General features: G+C 67.0%; 16 protein-coding genes. 8 read left to right on the forward strand and 8 right to left on the reverse strand.

From position 1 onward, the window contains the following. Positions 1–622 (reverse strand): hypothetical protein (locus tag E1287_RS36095; protein WP_207934665.1); only part of this gene is annotated, 622 nt, incomplete at its 3' end. A 328-nt stretch (positions 623–950) separates the two neighbouring features. Here E1287_RS36095 and E1287_RS36100 point away from each other — a divergent pair. The 8 genes from E1287_RS36100 (at position 951) to E1287_RS36140 (ending at position 7460) form a co-directional block, all read left to right on the forward strand. Next, positions 951–1175, forward strand: a complete 225-nt coding sequence (locus E1287_RS36100; RefSeq protein WP_131969775.1) for a hypothetical protein — start codon at positions 951–953, stop codon at positions 1173–1175. Between the two features lie 217 nt (positions 1176–1392). Next, positions 1393–1782 carry a hypothetical protein gene (locus tag E1287_RS36105; RefSeq protein WP_131969776.1) on the forward strand — a complete coding sequence of 130 codons (390 nt, stop codon included), beginning with the start codon at positions 1393–1395 and terminating at the stop codon, positions 1780–1782. Between the two features lie 424 nt (positions 1783–2206). After that, the gene (locus E1287_RS36110; protein ID WP_131969777.1) at positions 2207–2533 is read left to right on the forward strand and encodes an Lsr2 family protein; all 327 of its coding nucleotides are present in this window, start codon (positions 2207–2209) and stop codon (positions 2531–2533) included. Between the two features lie 1115 nt (positions 2534–3648). Next, entirely contained in the window at positions 3649–3831 is a 183-nt protein-coding gene (locus E1287_RS36115) for a hypothetical protein (protein ID WP_131969778.1), read from the forward strand. A gap of 60 nt (positions 3832–3891) precedes the next feature. After that, on the forward strand, positions 3892–4725 hold the full coding sequence (locus E1287_RS36120; RefSeq protein WP_131969779.1) for a hypothetical protein: 834 nt from the start codon (positions 3892–3894) through the stop codon (positions 4723–4725). Between the two features lie 1017 nt (positions 4726–5742). Next, positions 5743–5961: a tautomerase family protein gene (locus tag E1287_RS45120; protein WP_207934666.1), complete on the forward strand. Its 219-nt coding sequence runs from the start codon at positions 5743–5745 to the stop codon at positions 5959–5961. Between the two features lie 78 nt (positions 5962–6039). Further along, positions 6040–6585 (forward strand): hypothetical protein, encoded by a 546-nt coding sequence (locus E1287_RS46045; RefSeq protein ID WP_243719675.1) that lies wholly within the window; start codon positions 6040–6042, stop codon positions 6583–6585. A gap of 218 nt (positions 6586–6803) precedes the next feature. Further along, entirely contained in the window at positions 6804–7460 is a 657-nt protein-coding gene (locus tag E1287_RS36140; RefSeq protein ID WP_131969780.1) for a hypothetical protein, read from the forward strand. On the opposite strand, the gene E1287_RS36145 is transcribed toward E1287_RS36140, so the two are convergent. The 7 genes from E1287_RS36145 to E1287_RS44290 all read right to left on the reverse strand — a co-directional run. Further along, a complete protein-coding gene (locus tag E1287_RS36145) occupies positions 7379–9397 on the reverse strand; it encodes a DUF1990 family protein (protein ID WP_165969376.1) in 2019 nt (672 codons plus the stop codon). The two genes, E1287_RS36140 and E1287_RS36145, sit on opposite strands and share 82 nt — an antisense overlap. Positions 9398–9561: 164 nt before the next feature. After that, the gene (locus E1287_RS36150) at positions 9562–10056 is read right to left on the reverse strand and encodes an MSMEG_6728 family protein (protein WP_243719676.1); all 495 of its coding nucleotides are present in this window, start codon (positions 10054–10056) and stop codon (positions 9562–9564) included. A 25-nt stretch (positions 10057–10081) separates the two neighbouring features. Further along, positions 10082–10612 carry a hypothetical protein gene (locus E1287_RS36155; RefSeq protein ID WP_131969782.1) on the reverse strand — a complete coding sequence of 177 codons (531 nt, stop codon included), beginning with the start codon at positions 10610–10612 and terminating at the stop codon, positions 10082–10084. Between the two features lie 116 nt (positions 10613–10728). Beyond that, entirely contained in the window at positions 10729–12594 is a 1866-nt protein-coding gene (locus E1287_RS36160) for a polymorphic toxin-type HINT domain-containing protein (protein ID WP_165969377.1), read from the reverse strand. Between the two features lie 47 nt (positions 12595–12641). After that, on the reverse strand, positions 12642–13166 hold the full coding sequence (locus E1287_RS36165) for a hypothetical protein (protein ID WP_131969784.1): 525 nt from the start codon (positions 13164–13166) through the stop codon (positions 12642–12644). Between the two features lie 27 nt (positions 13167–13193). After that, complete coding sequence (locus E1287_RS36170; protein ID WP_131969785.1) at positions 13194–14390, reverse strand: hypothetical protein; 1197 nt, start codon at positions 14388–14390, stop codon at positions 13194–13196. 32 nt (positions 14391–14422) lie between these two features. Continuing rightward, the coding region (locus tag E1287_RS44290) for a hypothetical protein (RefSeq protein ID WP_165969378.1) at positions 14423–16605 on the reverse strand (2183 nt) is incomplete at its 5' end.

A 16605-nucleotide genomic window follows, 5' to 3' on the forward strand; every position in this document is an offset into this window, starting at 1 on the left:
AGTCGTCGTTCCGTCCGGTCAGCACAGCGCATCGTTCGGCGATCAGCAGCGCTTCCAGCGGTGTAGCCCACGGTCGTGGCTCTTGAACGGTCTGGGCGCGTTGATCGATCACCTTGCCTCGTCTTCGTCGTCGGCGGCGAGCGGCGGCATTGACGTCGACCAGACCTGCTTCGTAGGCGTCGCCGAGGATGGTGGACAGGAGGTCCCGGGTGTTTCCCACCGTGCTACGAGCATACCGGCGACGCAGTTCGATGGCCCATGCCTCAACCTCTTCTCGCTCGACGATCGTGTTAATGGGCACGTCGCCGAACTTTGGGAAAATCCGCAGCCGCAGGTGCTGTTCGTAGGTGTGGAGGCTGCTGTCCTCGATGTCCTGGGCGGGGAACCATTTGGTCTCGATCCATTCCCGGAAGGTGATTTCCCCGGCGAAAGGGTTCTTTTCTCCACGGGCTCGCCGCCGCCCGGCCAGGAGGCGTTGCCACTGGTCGAGCGTGACACCCTCGACGGGCGGTCCGTCCCACAGTGCGACCAGGCTGCGGATCTCGGCTTCTTTATCGTTGGCGGCGTTGAGCGCGTCGGTCTTGGTGGTGAAAGGATAGCCGCCGTCCTTGTGGGCGGACACGGTGCCCCATTGGGGGATGACGCCCGGGGGTTGCGGTAGCGGCCACGGAAGTAGCGACCGCGTTTCTCGGCGTAGGCCATCGCGAATGGCCGGGCGCTTACCTCGGTACAGGTGGGCGCCCGGTTTCTCCTTCCTGGGAGGTCGTGACGGTCAGCGGCGGCAGATTTCGAGCCTCAGCAGAGGGGATGAATTGGATATCCAGCCGACAGTTCCTATCCATAGGTGGATACGGGCCATCGGGCTGGGGCGTGCACGCGGGACTCCTCTGTGCCGTTGTCGGCTCACAGACGAGGAAGAAGCGCCAGCGTCTTCTGACACCATGGCCGGCATGCCTCGCGACGTCGTACACCACCTCTACCTCGACCCCGCCAGGGATCTCGTCCCCTACTGCGGGGTGACTCCCGGTCCCGACGCGGAGACAGGCGACTGGCACACCGGTCACGCCCGATACCTGCTGCTGGAGTGCGTCTCCGCAGGTGCGGCGTGCTGCGGCACCTGCCTCCCCTGCGAGGCTCTCGGCGAATGGACGCCGCTCATCATGGAAGAGGGCTGATCGCCACGGCCGTACCGCTGCGCCGAACTTGATGTCACCGCCCCGGAGCCGCAGAGCCACCATCACGCGATCTCGCCCCACCCACCGGGCATCCCCCCATCCGTTGTCGAACAGGCATTCGACTATTTGTGCCATGTGAACCGCTTTCTGTGGCACCGTGGCTGGCAAACGAGGATGCCGTAGTGAATGCGGCAGACGGATGCAGAGGGAGACGACCATGATTGCCAGGAGCGGCAAGTGGACCGCAGCTGCCGCGGCTTTGACCATCGTGGCCGCTCTCACGCTCTCCGCCTGCGGCGGAAGCGACCTCGACGGTGCGTACTACGACGAGGACGGCAGAATCACCATTGACGGAAGCAGCGTCTCGTACCATACGTTCGGGTGCGAAAGCACCGGGAAGAGCGCCGTCATCATCAACGACGAGGCGAAGAAGACCGGCGAGCTCAACGACGCAGCCGACCAGGTCATCTGGTCGGGCGGGCGCGGCACCGAACCGATCATCGTCAGCAAGAGTGGCGACACCATCGACATCGACGGCAAGCAGTACGCCGCGATGGACGAGAAAGAAGCCATGGACGGGTACAAGAACATGTGCGGGCAGAATTGACGTGCGCCATCCGTGACGTCGTCCTCAAACGGGGCGGGAGGACCTCCAGGTCGAACGCCGAGTGTGGGGCGATCTTAGGTGTCTAGTACAACCCCTATGACGCTGCGACCTGAACGCCGCGAGATGACCTGGGCCGCGACGCCATGCAGCCGGTGGGTGGCAACGATGAGCGCGCGTGGCTGGAATCGTCGGCACCGTGCGGCGCACCAGGGCCTCCAGACTCCGCACGGCGTCAACCCCGAGACCAGACTGATCAAGAATCAGATGCGTCGCCGAGGCGGCCAACCGCCTTCTCCACCACCGCGTCCTCCTCGGATTACCGCACCCTCCACTACCACCGGAGCGACTCCAGGCTTTTAAGGCAACGCTACGCTCGATTCGCTAGCGTAAGAGTGATGCGACGACCCAAGGTGAAGGTTGAGAAATGGCTCAAAAGGTGCAAGTCATCATGACCGACGACCTCGACGGTGGTGCGGCTGAAGAGACCGTCTCCTTCGGCCTGGACGGCAGGACCTACGAGATCGACTTGAGCGAGAAAAACGCGAACAAACTCCGCCGGACGCTGCACACCTACATGGAAAGCGGTCGCCCCATCAAGACCACCCAGGGCAGACGGTCAGGGGCTCGTGGGGCCGGCAACCGGGAACGGTCGGCCGAGATCCGGGAATGGGCGAAGCAGTCCGGTATCAAGGTCAACCACCGCGGGCGCATCCCCGCCAACGTGGTCGAACGGTTTGAGGCCGCACACTAGTTGCCCCTGCCGTTCTCGATTACTAACGCTGACTTCGGTCAGCCGGGGTCATCGTTGATTCTGGCCGACGACTGTGACTCCGAGCTTTCGCTCTGCCGGTCTTCGCGGCGCCGATGTTGTCCGCGGTTGGAGGTAGCCGGTGGTGTTGTCCGACTCCGACGAGGTGATCGTCGCCGTGGTTGCTCGGACCCGGGGGTGTGGTATCGACCGACTCGGTCGTGACTACAGGACCGGGACCCCCATCCCCGAGGGACGCCCACCCGAACCGCATTAGGAGAGTGACGTCCGTCGTGAGGCCCAGGTTGGCCGTGGCGGGTTTGGCAAGGTCAGCGTGGCTGCGCGATGGTCCTTCGTGTGGGCTGGTGGGGTCTGGTTGGGTGTAGGAAGGCGCCGTTTGTGCGATCACGGTGCCATCACCGGACGGTCCTCGCGCACTGCCGATCAAAGGACGTCATCGAACCCGGAGGCCTCGAGTTGAACGCCGCCACTGCCGCGGCTTCCGGCATTCGGCGTTGCCAACTGGCGGTACCGACCCGTCCATCCCCCGATGGTCGCCCATCGTAGAGGGCTTGACCTGTAGGGGGAGAACATGGCGGCCAGGCCCGGACTGGGGCTCCACCCACCAGTCCGGGCCCGAGAAGCCGCACAGCATCACACGGCCCTCTTGATTGTCTCCGCTCGCCCGTCCGATCCACCGAACCAAGCTGATGGAGACCGCAGTGATCCCGGCCAGGGCCGGACACGATCACATGGCGATTAGACATCGACCGAGTGATGGCGGTGGGCTTTGGTGACGTTTCTTATCGAGACTCAACAGTTTTAAACAGATCTCGTTCATGGTGGAGGATCTTATACCCGGGCGCGCCCGTGAATTGTCGCTTTTGTCTGTTTATGTCTCATGCGTGTTTGCCGCTCACTGGAAAGGTCTTGCGATCGTGGCATGATATTTCGTCGAAGCCGTCGATCTGTGAAGGCTCCACCCCTCATTGATCATTTGGCTTTCGGAAGTCCCGTCCGATCCGCCGTACCTAACTGTGGAGGCCCGTGTGGGCGCAGAACCTCCCTCGCTGCCCGGTGAGGGGCACAACCCCGTTCCGAGACGACCGCTGGAATCGGTGGGGCTCGACACGGTCATCGCGACGCTGACCAGCTTCTGTGGGCTGTTGGTCCAGATGGGTTACCCGGCCCTATACGCCCTGATCGTCACATTGGCACTTGGTGTAGGGGGTGCCCTGACCATGCAGATCCTGATCAAAAGAGCAGGTTCCGCTGGCGACGACCCCACCTCTCTGCAGTGAACACCGATGCAGACTGAGGTCTCTCAGGTGACTCGGAAGGCGTGGCGGACGGACGAGGGGTTGGAGTTCGCCAAGGCGCGCCTGCGTAGCGCTAAGGCCGACGAGGAATCGATCGACCGAGAATTTCGGGAGGTACAGGAGGAGCTGTATCGCAGCAAGGCGCATCTCACTGCCCTTCTGGGCGCTGCCTTTATCGATCGCGTCGACGCAGGGGCCGAGCCCTCCGATATCGCATATCGGGCGCTGATATCCACCGATGAGCTCTGGCTACTCCTTTCGGGAACGTACGAGGTTACGGAGACGGCCTGGCTTAGAAGAGTCGCCGCCGGGTTCATGGCGACAGGACGAAACTGGAGTGTTGATAAGCTTCGGCGCTGCCTCGACGAATTTGAACATGCTGTGATGCGTTCTCAGGCTGTCACTCAGCGACGCGAAGCGCTACGGCAGCGCATCTCGGATGCAGAGGGGAACCTAAGGAGAGTCACCGCCGACCTGGCGACTCAGACAGTGAAGGAAGAACTGCGGCGCGCGGGAAATGTGCTTGGTGAATCTGGCGTCGGACCCGTTGTGATACCCGACGTTCAGGGGTATGAATGCAAGCCGGACCCTCTTGCGGCGAATAGTGCATTCGAGCTCCTTGATTTGCTGCGTCGTTATCGAGAATGGGCGGGCAATCCGAGCTATCGCGACATGGCTGAACGAGTGCCGGGCGGGCCTTCATACGGCACATTGGCAAACATTCTTCGCCTCAATGCGTTGCCGAAGAAGCTCGCAACCTTGGAGGCCTTCATACGAGGTTCTGGTGGAGGAGATGAGGATGTGCGTAGCTGGGCGACCGCCTGGCGGAGACTCACAACTCCGCCAGATAGCCATTCGCGGCGCGCCGATGGGTGACCCGGCAGGGGGTACTCCTAGACACCTGCGGCTATGGGTGTGTACCAACGTCACGAGGAGCCTAAGGCAAGATCGCTCCGGAATCGGAGATCCTGGATGGGAGCCTGACGTGGGACACAGAGAAGCCTTGGTCAGCATCGCCATGACCAGGGCCTTTTCGTTCATGCCCCAGGGATGAGTGGGGGACTTGAACCCTCGACATCTTGGACCACAAGTAAGTAAGACGCCCCTGGCCACGTCCGGTGATCAAGGTCACCGCAGGTCAGGTCCCTAGGATCGCCTAGTCTCACCCTGGCTAACGCAGTCTGGCCTTCGTGATCGTCCCACGGAATTCCCACAGGTCCCACCCGGGGACGGGCCTGCTCGGCAGTGGAGTTCGCCGCGTCCTCGTCGTCGAGCCGCGTGGTGATGGTCAGGTGCATGTACGAGAAGCGGGACGACTCCAGGCACCGGGCCCAGGAGCGCTCTGCGTCGGGACGCGCATCGGCCATGAGGTTCGACGCTCGCTCGACTAGGTCTCGGGCTGACGGGACGCCCAACGCGGCGGTTTCCTCGGCTTGGCAGCCCAGCAGCGAAGCGCGCGTCGCCCGGTCCGTGTCGCCGGGCAGCAAGTCGTCGGCTCGCTGCAGGGTGCGGCGCGGCGTAGCGCAGTGGCCAGCCACCACCCGTCGAACGGGCAACGGGCATTCCGTCAGCAGCCGGCTCGAACGCGGGTGTGGCCCTCGACCGGCGATCGCGACGCCACGGGGCCGCCCTGGCCGATCGTCGGGCATCGCGGGGCGCAGATCGACCGCGCGGACGAGCCAGTCCGCCCCAGCGGCCCGCTGTAGCACCTCAGTCGAGTTCGGATTCATCTCCTGTAGCAGGATCACGTCCGCGGCCAGCGGCCTGGCTGGCCGTGAGGCCGCACTGATCGAGAAACTGACCGATGCGGTCGCCGTCTACGGGGACTGGGCCCGAAGCATCGCGGTCGTGCAGTTGATCGGCCTTCCGCCCAGCCGATGGGGCATCGGTGGCGTGCCGGCACAAGCATCCGCGCCGAGCGTCACGTTCGGCATCAAGGAGGCCGCGTTCAGCCGACCCGACGCCGACGAGATCGTCGCCCGACTCGTCTCCGGAGTCACCGACGCCATCGTCGACGTCTTCGGGGAGCGCGTCCGCGATGGCGTGACGGTCGAACTCGTAGGCACCCCAGCCGGACGTACAGGCATCGGCGGAGTCGTGGTCACGTCCTAACGGGTCTATCGAACGCCGCGCCACGACCACGACCACGACCAGCCAACCGGACCCTATCGGCGCACTAATCCGCCGCGTGTGACCGGTCTGGTCTTGCGCTCGCTTCGTGCCGGGGCAGGCCACGGTGCCGACGGCGATCTTTACCGCGTCGACCCCGAGAAGGGGCAGAACGCCCTTGGACGGCGCGCCGGTCGGGCCGCGCTGGGCAGGGGTGGGGCTTGCGGCTTCGGCAGAGGGATGCCGGGTACCGATCCCGTATTCGGGAAGGCCGGTGACCGGCCATGTCATATCGGGGGATGGTTCATGCTGAAGACCGACGAGCTTTCCGAGCCGGTGGTCCGGGCGCTGGTGTCCGCGATCAACGCCAACGATCGCGACGGCTTCTTCGCCGTGCTCACCCAGGACGCCAGGCTCTACGACGACGGCAGTGAACGGGACCTGTCAGACTGGGCTGACCGCGAGATCTTCGTCTCCGGCGGCCACATGGACGTGGTGTCCGAGAGCGATCAGGGACGTTCGCTGGTCGCCGACTACCGCAACGACACTTGGGGCCAGATGCGCACCGTCTGGCGCTTCGCCGTCAACGACGGAAAAATCAGCCGCATCGATACCGGCCAGGCATAACGCCGCGTCGGGCAGCTCACCGCGCACCTACCCACCGGGCTCTTGCGGTCGGTCTTGCGCTGGTGGGTCGGCGGGGGTCAGGGAACGCGCCCAACCACCCGATCCCACCAGAGGTCCTTCTCGGCCCCGGACACCTCGCGCGCCCGGCATTTCCGCATCATCGTGCCGTCCTGGAGCTCGACGACCGGCTTGGCCCCGCGCTGGCGTACTTATGCGGGTTGGACGGCTCGCCGCCCTTGAACGCGACGGTTCCCCGCCAACCGGCCATGCTCGGCGTCCGGGGCGCCGCCAACGACCGGGCGGCGCACGACAAGGCCGTAGAGGCCGAGTTCCGCCTGGTCGAGTTCGACCTCTCCGCATCCTCCAGTTCGCTGCGCCATCTCGCCGAAACCATCAGCGTCCTTCGCAAGAACAGCGCGTTCCTCCGCCTGATCGCCGTGGACCTGGGCTGGCCTGAGACAGCGCCGTACCAGTCCGGCACCGAGGCGCTAGTGGACGGCCTGAACCACCTGGCCGACGCCGGTCTGGACATCGTCCGGCTCCAACCGGCCACCCCCGACGCCACAGCCCAGCTCGCGACCGTCCAACTGGCCGAACAGCTACGCCGGGCGACGGGCCTGCGCACGCTCATCGGCGGCCCCACCTTCACCGCGGAACAACTACGCACCGAGATCGTCGCAGCCCGCGTAGACCTCGCCGAAACCTGGCCAACCCCCTACCCGACCCCCGCACCGGCCAGCCGTGCCGGTAGGGCCCCGGCCGGTAGCTCCGCGATCGTCCGCCGCTCTCCTGCTCAGCCTCGGGGAGGCGCGCGGTTGGGGGCGGTCAGGGCGGACGCTGTGAGCGTTTTCATGCGGCGGCAGGCCCGTTTGTAGAACTTCAGTTGCATGTAGCGGCCGAAGAGCAGGAAACCGAGACGGACGACGGGGTGAGCCGTGGACGCGCCCTGCGAGAAAACGTGGATGTGGAATTCCACCTCGCCCGTGTCGAGCCATTTGCGCACCTCCTGGTTCATTTGGCCGCGTTCGAGGTGCCCTTCCAGCGTCTGGTAGTTCCAGCCCCACACCCTCACCCGGCGTCCGTTCCTTTCGATGGTCGTGTCGACGATGTCGCCGACCCGGACGCCGAGGTGAAAGCGCAGGCCGTAGAACCGGCCTTCGAGCAGCATTTCCCTGCCGGGCTCGGGCGGGCCGGAACGGCAGATCCGGCGGATGATGGCCGGGTCGGCGTACTCGTAGTCGCCGACGAGACGCCGGGCGACCTCCCAGCTTCCGCCCGGAACCGGAGGACCCGGCGGCTCCGGGGGCAACTGCTGCCGGTAGTCGTCGACGTGCCAGCCCTTTTCCGACTTGTTCATGTCATGCCGCCGCGGGTCGAAATTGAGGGGGAGGCGGTGCAGTTCGTCGTACCGCCGTCGCATGCGCCCCGCCGGGACGCGGTCTCTCGGGCGGACGGAGTGACGGCCAGGGGGCGCGGTTCGCTGGACGGTCGCGTAGGTCGCGCCGCGCACCTGCTGGAACAGCCCCGCGGGATGCAGTTCGGATATGGGGTGCAGGGCCGGATTGAAACGCATCGGCTCACGTTCGTCACTGAGCGGCGGTCCGGTGAGCCGCAGTTCGCCGAACCGTTCCCACTGGCCGTACTCGGTAGCCACCACCAGGTCGAAGAGCAGCGGCCCTTCGTGTAGGGCATGTGCGAGGGCTCGGAGGTCGGCGGCCGCGCGAGGTGTTTCCCGGGCGACCGCGCCCAGCAGGACGCGGCGATCACCGACCCGGTATGCCAGCAGGGAGCCGTAGAAGGCGGGACTCCAGCGCCTCATGGGACGGAGCAGACGGCGCCCGAGAATGCCGCGCCCGGTCGTGGCCAGCAACAGTTCGGCGGTGTCTCCGTTGTCCGGCTGCGTCCATCGCAAGGCCAGTCCAAGGATGTCCGGAAGTGCGGGCGGCAGGCCCACCGCTCGGGACAGCCGCGCTTTGCCCGCCAGTTCGGTCTGGTCGTCCAGCAATGGCACCCCCCAGCGTTGGGACGTGCCGTGCAGGCGCAAGGCGGCATCGACCACAAGGCCCTTCGGGTGCAGTGGCCGGTTCCGCAGCCGTTTGGCCGCCAGCGCGAAACCCCGCGCGAAAACCGCTTCGACGGCGCGGGCGCCCGGCCGTCTCCGCCGCCCGGGCTCGGCGGCCTCCTTTCGTTCCGTCTGAACCTCTATCTTTCCGGCCATGCTGCCGCCCGAGAGTTCGGCGACCCGCATGCAGAAATGCGACCACATGTGCAGTTGCATTTCCTTCGCGATGCCCACCTTGGAGTAGAGGAGTTCCGCCAGCCGGTCGCCGCTGCGCGCCCAGGACTCGATCATGAAGACCAGGCCGCCGTCCCGGCCCTCCGCCACCCGGAACTCGATCTCACCGGCCTCCATATGGCCGCGCAGGGTCGCGAACCGGAACGACACCGGCGTCTGCTCCACCACCCGCACGGGACAGTTCCACGGTCCCGGCATGTGGACCACGTACTCGTCGCCGACCGCCGGGCGCCGGGAGCCCCCCGCCGTCTTGTCGAAGACGGCGACCTCCACCGGCGACGCGGCGTTGAGATCGTCCGCGAGCCGGGTCATCAGTTGCGCCGGGGTCAGCGGGCTGCCGGTGATCCGGACGATGTAACGCCGTTGGAAGCCGGGGCCGACGCCCTGGCGCGCACCCTGCATCCGGGACCCGCCGCGTCGCGGGAACTGCGCGGCCTCTGGCAGCGCGCCCGAGCGGAGCCTGCGCCGCGACACCCGCCTCGAGCGCCGCAGCCACCGCCACCCGGCGATCCCCATGCCCGCGGGCCAGCGCGCCGCTCGCGCACGGCGCCTCCATCGTGTCCGCATAGGCGTCCCCCGATGTCATGATCCCGATGCCCGTCCGGCCGGAACGCGCTCAGCCATACCCGTCCGGAATAGGCCGAACCGCGCCTCCTTCGGGGGAAGGCCGTCCCGCTCGGTCAGGAGGGGCCGGTCGCGCGGTCGCGGTCTGAAAGCGGCCATACGTACGGCAGGTCGGCGGGGACGCCGGGGAAGCGCGGCCCGTAGAACGCGGAATCCTTCCGGATGAGCGCGGAGCGGTGGCTGCGGTGCAGCGCCGGGTCGCCCAGCCACGGCGGCAGCTCACCGGCGTCCGCCAGCCGCCGCTGGTCGCGCGGCCGCTCGATCCCCGACGCCCCGGCCAGCTCGGTGGTCAGCGTGGCGGCGCACGTGTCGCGGTGCCCCAGGCCGGACCACTCGCGGCAGATCTCCAGCCCGTAGCGGACCAGCGCCTCCTCGTACCCGGTCCACATCCGCACGGCCGGGTGGTTCCGCCAGCCGTAGCCCGGGACGGTCAGACCGCGCAGCACCTGCAACGCCTCGACCCGCTGCTTGCCGAGCCTGCGCTGGTCGAGGACCCGGGCCGTGGCGGCGAAGTCCGCGTGCGGAAGGAAGGTCTGCACGACTCGTCTCACGGGTCGTCGCGTCGCCCCGGCGGTGCTAGGGCGTCGGCGACGCGGCCGGTTCGGCGGCGCTCGCCTCGCCGAACGCGGCCCGGACGGCGTCCTGCCGGAGCCGCTCCAGGACGGCGAGTTGCTCGTCCGCGCGCGCCTGGAGCTGCCGCAGCCGCGCGGTGTCGAGCTCGGGCTCCCGGTCGGCGACGGTGAGGAGGGTGCGCCATCCGGCGCGTTTCCCCTGGACCGCGAGGGTCATGGCCTCCAGCTCCACCACGTCGCTCAGCGGCGAGCGGCGGACCAGGCCGCCGTTGAGCTTGGCGCGTCCCGCCCTCTCGGCCACCGCCATCGCCATGCTCTTGTACCGGCGGACCGGCAGCCCGAGCGAGGTGATGATCTCCAGGAGGGCGCCGCGGTCGGCGGCGACGTCGTCGGCCAGCCGCGCGAGCCGCGCCTGCTCGTCCGAGCCGCGATGACCGCGCGCGAGCCTGCGCGCCAGGGCGACGCCGGCGGCCGCGGCGGCGAGGTGATCGTTGAGGTAGATGCCGAGAAGCTTCCGCGAACGGGTCACGTCCATCTACCGCCGATACCCGGACCGGACCGCGTAAACGACCCCGACCGGCCCGCGCCGCCCGGGTCAGCAGCTCCCGGCGGTCCGACCGCCTCCCGCGGGGACGCGATTCCGCCGCTCGATCACGTGGGGACCGTGAAGGGCCGGGTGTCGTGGTCCGGGTCCACACCGGCGTGGTCGCCGTCGGCGACCAGATCACGGATCTTGATCCGGTATTCGTGGCCGGGGACCAGGTCGGCGGCCAGGTGGATGTGGTACGGCATGGAGTCGGAGTCGCGGTGGGCGCGGTGGACGGGAGCCGGCGGGGTGAGCACGTAGTGGCTCGTGTCGGCCGCCGAGTCCTTGGTGACCAGCAGGTTGGTCGTGAGCACCAGGGTCTTGGCGTCCTGGGCGACGGCGTCTTCGAGGGACACCTTGATCTTCGGTGAGCCGCCCGCGCATTCGGGCAGCGAGGCGCCGGCGACTCCGGCCCCGACGCAGTCCAGCCGGCACTGGACCGAGGGCCGATCGAGCGGGTCGTCGGGGTCGGCGTGCGAGTTCGCCGGGGTGATGAGCCCGAAGAGGGCGCTCATGTCCTTGTAGGCCACGGGCGGGCAGACGGTGGCCTCCGGGGGATGCCACCAGATGCTCTGTCCGTCGACGGCGAAGGCGAGATAGTCGGCCAGGCCGGTGACGCTGAAGCCGTCGGCGTCGAGCGGCTTCTGTCCGGAGAAGCGTTCCACGCCATGCGCGATCGCCATGATGAGCCCGTGGTAGCCGATCTCCTTCAGGCGGGCGAGACCACCGGTGACGATGACGATCTTGCGTCCGTACTGGCTGAGGGCGTACACGTTGGGCGTCGGGTCGGCCCAGTCGAGGTAGAAGTCGATGTCGGGGTGAAAGCCTCCGAGCAGCTTGAAGATGTTCTCGGCGACGTAGTGCGGGATCGGGTTGGACATGTTGATCTGATGGCCGTTGGCCAGCACGTCCGCGGCCTGGGCGGGTGTGAGCAGGTCGGCGGAGATGCCCTCCGGCCGGGACGGCTCGCGGCTGTAGGCGGTGAACTGCCCGGTGGCGGATCGCGGCGTGGTGCCCTTCGCCCCTCCCGGCGCCTCGAAGATCATGTTCAGCGGGTGCGGCTCGCCTGCCCGTGAGGTGTAGTCGGCGCTCCACAGCTGGGGGCGTTCCTCGGCGTCGTCGACCCTGTACCCGTTGGGCAGCGAGTCATAGTTGAGCTGCATGTAGTAGTCGCCGCCGACGACTCCGCCGACGATGACGAGATGTTCGGCGGCCAGATCATCGACGGTGGCGGTGCCGATATGGTGCACGCCCCCGGTGTAGGCGCCGATGGCGATGGTGTGGATGGTGACGGGGTTGCCGTCCTTGTCGACGAGCTGGTCGCCGTGGTGCAGCTGGCCGGCGCGCACCAGCTTCCCCCCGTCGACCATGAGGACCTGGTCGGTCGAGCAGATGAGGTCCTGGTCGGGCCCCGTGCGGCCGTAGCCCAGGTAGACCATGTTCTGGCTGGTGCCACCTTCCGCACCCCCGCTGAAGGTGACCTCCGCCGGTTTCCATGACAGATCGCCGGACGCGCCGTTCGGTGCCGCGGCCAGCACCTGGTCGCCGGTGCGCACCGACTCGATCGCCCGGGCGCCCATGGGGGTTTCCACCGGTGTCCCGTAGGCCAGACACGCACAGCAGCAAAAACAGAGGTAGGGCTCCCAGTCCTGTTTCGTCTGGTTGTGCAGTTCTTGGCATTTTTGGAACATGTGCGGGTCATCGATATATCTGTACTCCAGGATTTGGTCGTGCTCGTCCCTGAGTACACAGGCCGTCATTTGGATGGGATAATACGGCCCGATGTCCTTATGTCTCTTGCAGGTTTCGTGGACCAGTTCGCCGTAGTTGTCGCAGTGCAGGGGTAGCTGCTGGCTGATGTCATCGCACGGCGGAATAAATCCGCCATCCTTGAGCTTCTTCGAGCATTCATCCGGATTGTAGTCGTTCATGGTCGAACTCCTTTGCTTTCGTAACGGCATCTCGTGGGCGGCGCCGCTCAGGTGGTGCTGTCGACCTGCTCGCCCCAACGGGTTTTGCCTGGGTCGTCCGGGTGGCGGGCCGGGCATTGTTCCGTCGGCAGGCGGGCCTTTTGGGAGATCGTGCACCCGCACATGCCGCACATCGCTTTGTCATCGAGGCCCGCGGTGCTGACGGCCCGGAGCGCCCGGCGCGCCCCACTGGATTCCGGTTGCCTGAGCGAGGGACACTGACGGCAGGCTTGCGTGCGGCGCGCGTAGGTCGCCTCATCGACGACGCTGAAGCCGGTTCGCGCCCAGCGGGCCAGCGCGGCGGTGCCCTTGGCGAGGAGTTCGCGCGCTGGAATGTCGCGGTCCGTTCGCTGGGGCGGTTTGTCGAGGAGGTGCTGGAGCAGGTCCGGCCGTCGACGGCAGATCAGGAGATTGGTGGCGTAGGAGTCGTCGGCGAGTGCCGCCCTCAGCACCGATTCGGGTACGGGCTCGTTCAGTCCGAGGACGCGCGCCATCTCGGTACGTTGGGTCAGCAGGTCGTCTGACCGGTCCATTCTGTGCTCCAATGCTCGTCCGGCTCGCTATCGGAGCGTGGGCGGCGTGTAGTTGTTGGTCATGCTCATCCAGTAGAGCCGCATATAACCGTGGATCTCACCGTTGCCAGTCGTCTTCAAGAACACCCGGTACGCCGCTTCGGCGGGCGCCAGCGCCACGAAGTGGTCGCAGGGGAAGGTGCTGTTCGGCGACGTGACGGTGACCTTGCTCGTGGGTGTCAGCGTGCTCACGAGCTCAAGGGTGATCGACGCCTCGACGTGTTCGGCGGAGTCGATGAGCAGTATGCCGACGATCAGCCCGTCGTCCGGACGGCCGGGGTTTCCGATGTTCCAGTTCTTGGTGCTGTTGTTCACCGGGAAGTCGTATTTCTTGACGAGCTTGGCGCAGGACGGCGGCATCCCGGCGATCTCGGCGTTGTTCGCGGTGATGTTGTTGGCGATGATGTCGCCGCGGTTGACGTGGACGACGGCCGAGGAGTCGTGCGTCGTCCATTCGGATCCGACCTGGTATTTCGCATGAAGCTTGTAGACGGTGACGCGCTGGAGCGGCCCCGTGTCCATCGGGGATTTAATCTGCGCCGAGGGAAGTGGCGACTTCTGGCCGTTGACGTAGTATTCGTAGCTCACCCCCTGGTCTCCGGAGACGTCCCAGCGAATCTTGGTCGCTTCGCCGTACTCCACGATGGGGTCGTCGGCCCGGAAATTGGTCAGGGAGAAGCCCGGCGGGAATTTCCCCAGCGGTATGATTACCGGCTCCGGTCTCGTCTGATGGGCGACCGGCTTGATGGTGAAGACCACGTTCGTGATGCCGATCTTGGCGCTGAGCCTCTCAATGTCGAGGTGCAGGCGGAGCGTGTCGTTCGGTTTCGCCTTCTGGTCCTTGGGAGCGAACGTGAACCTTCCTTTGATGTCCTGGCTGGTGTCCCTTTCCCAGCCGGCCGGCAGGTCAATGCTCGCCACGACGGTTTCCCAGTCGGGGGTCAGTATTTCGGCGTCGTCGTTGTCCCAGCCGTCGGCCACCGTGAACACGATGTTCAGCTGCTGGAATTCGGGCGAGTCGAAAGGGCCGCAGCTGACGAGGACGTCCAGCGATCCCGCGGCCGGCCGGCTCTCACTCGGCGAGACGGTCAGCGGGGCAGGCTGCGTCGTGACGCTGGTGCGGAGCGGGAACGGCGGAGGCTGCTCGTCGATCTTCTGGGCGGTCATTTCCTTGGTGGTGGTCACTTTGATCTCCTGTACGCGAGGTTGCGCCGTCGTCAGTCCCGTCGGCTCAGGCCGTTGGCCAGGCGAAGCAGACCGGTCCGCAGGCGGGCGCCGAACTCTGGAGTGATGTGCGCGGCGGCGTCGGTCGCCGCCACGTCGGTTCGTGTTCCGTCGGGGTGCTGCCAGCTCCAGGTGCCGGCCTCGACCACGGGCAGCGGCAGGGCGAACGCGTTCACCTTCGCCTCCGTGAGGTCGGCGGTCTTGACCGTGACCGTGCGCGGGCTTCCCAGGACGGGGCCGAGGTGGAAGATGGCGTCCATCCGGGCGAGCGCGCGGGCGACCGAATCGGGGTCCAAGGCCAGGTAGCCGGTCGGCAGGATGAACATCGTGGCCTGTACGCCTCCCCAGGGATCGGTGAGGAGGGTGACGAGCCGCGATTCGCCGAGGGCGAGCGCGAGGTGGGCGCCGTCGCCGCGTCCGGTCACGTACGTGCTCTCCAGCTGGTCTGGCGGAGAGACGGTGTAGAGGGTGGCGTAGTCACTCTGGTCGAAGTAGCCCACCAGACCGTCGCTGAAGGAGGCGGTGGAGCCGAGCAGGATCGGCCACGAGTACTTCTGGTACTCGGCCGTGGGCGGGTCGGCGCCGAGCAGGCTCGGTCTGATGGGTACGACCGGCTCGGCGTCGGGCTCCAGTTCGAGCCGGGCTCGCAGTAGCGCCAGCGGCCGTCCAAGCATGTGCAGGGTGGGATGGGCGGAGGACGGCCGGTAGGGGGCGATGGTCAGCCGCGCGCGTTCGACGGCGGCCAGCATGTCCGCCAGCGACTTGACCCTGTCGTTTCGGCTGTTGAGCCCGTTCACGAAGTCGGCCAGGTGCGGATAGGCGCTGCTCGGATGGCCGAGGACGGGCGCGTCGTCGTGGAAGCGTTCAAACTGGAGTTCGGTGTCGTTCTTCGGACGCAGCTCGCCCAGCAGCAGCCCGTCAGGGGCCATGCAGAGCAGCGCCTGATCGAAGTAGTTCGGCACGATCCAGCCGCTGATCTGGTCGCCGCTCGAAGAGTTGGGTGCCGGTGAGGTGTCGTCGAGGTTGGAGACGACGTCGAAACCCAGCCGGGCCGGCTGTGGCAGCCGCGGGCGCAGGTGGAACAGGTGCGGCTTCCAGAGGTCCTGGCGTTCGACATGCACCAGGGCGTCGGCCGCGGCCGAGTGGTTCGGGTCCTTGGAGTCGGGGATGACCGTGGCGGCCCGGGCGGGATCGGGGCGCTGATCCGGTGCGTCCTCGGTGTGGACGATCTGGTGGCCCCGGCCGAACCGGTCGACGAGGAACAGCCGTGTGAGCCGGAACTGACCGGCACGGAACGGCACGTAGTAGGGGGCCTCGACCCAGTTCTCGTCGATGCCGGGGTTCTGCGGCAGCTTCGTGACGGCCTGGAGGTCACGGGGCGCGTAGGTGTGGTGGCCGTCGAGCAGTTCCGCCATGTCGGCGTCCGGTCGCGGGCGTACGAGCGACCGGCGGCCGGTGAGCTGCTCGGTGAAGCCGTCGAGGGCCTGCGAAATGAGGTCGCCGCCCTTCGCCGTGGGGTCGGTGAAGTAGGAGAGCAGGTCCTGGACGGCGCTTCGGAACGGAGCCGGTTGGCCCGGTGCCTCGTCGTCGATCCTGGCCAAGCGCTCGGCGATGTTGTGGACGGCATGCGCCGTCAGCGCTATCTGGCCGGAGATCCGACGCGGCACCGCCTTGCCGTCATCGGCGTCGCCCTTGCCGCGCCATACGTAGCCGTCATCGGTGATGACCCAGTTGCGCCGGGTCTGGTCCTTGTAGTCGTTGTACGGAATGGCGAAGTACTCGCCTTCCCACACCAGGTGGAGCGGCGTCCACGGCTGCTTCCAGGTCGTCACCGCCCACCGGACGGCGCGTACCCGCGGGTCGTCCGACGTCCAGCCGACCGGCGTCGCGTTGTCGGCGAAGACGGCGGTGGTCGGCGCACAGTGCTGGTCGAGCGTGGCGAATTCGGCCAGCACCCCGTCGGCGAGCCCTGACGGGAAGGTCGCGGGAAACGTGTTCTTCAGCGCGGCGAATCCCGGTGGCTCGGTCGCGCTGACGGCCGTGTCGTCGGCCTTGGTGAGAAGCTGACCGGCGAGGCGGCAGTTCAGCGTGCCGGTGTCGTCGAGCAGCCGCGCCGCCCTGGCGCCCTTGATGAGAACGATCGGTTCACGGGCCTGGTGGAAGGCCGGGCGGGGCG

It is taken from the genome of Actinomadura sp. KC06, from assembly GCF_004348735.1.
GTDB lineage: Bacteria > Actinomycetota > Actinomycetes > Streptosporangiales > Streptosporangiaceae > Spirillospora.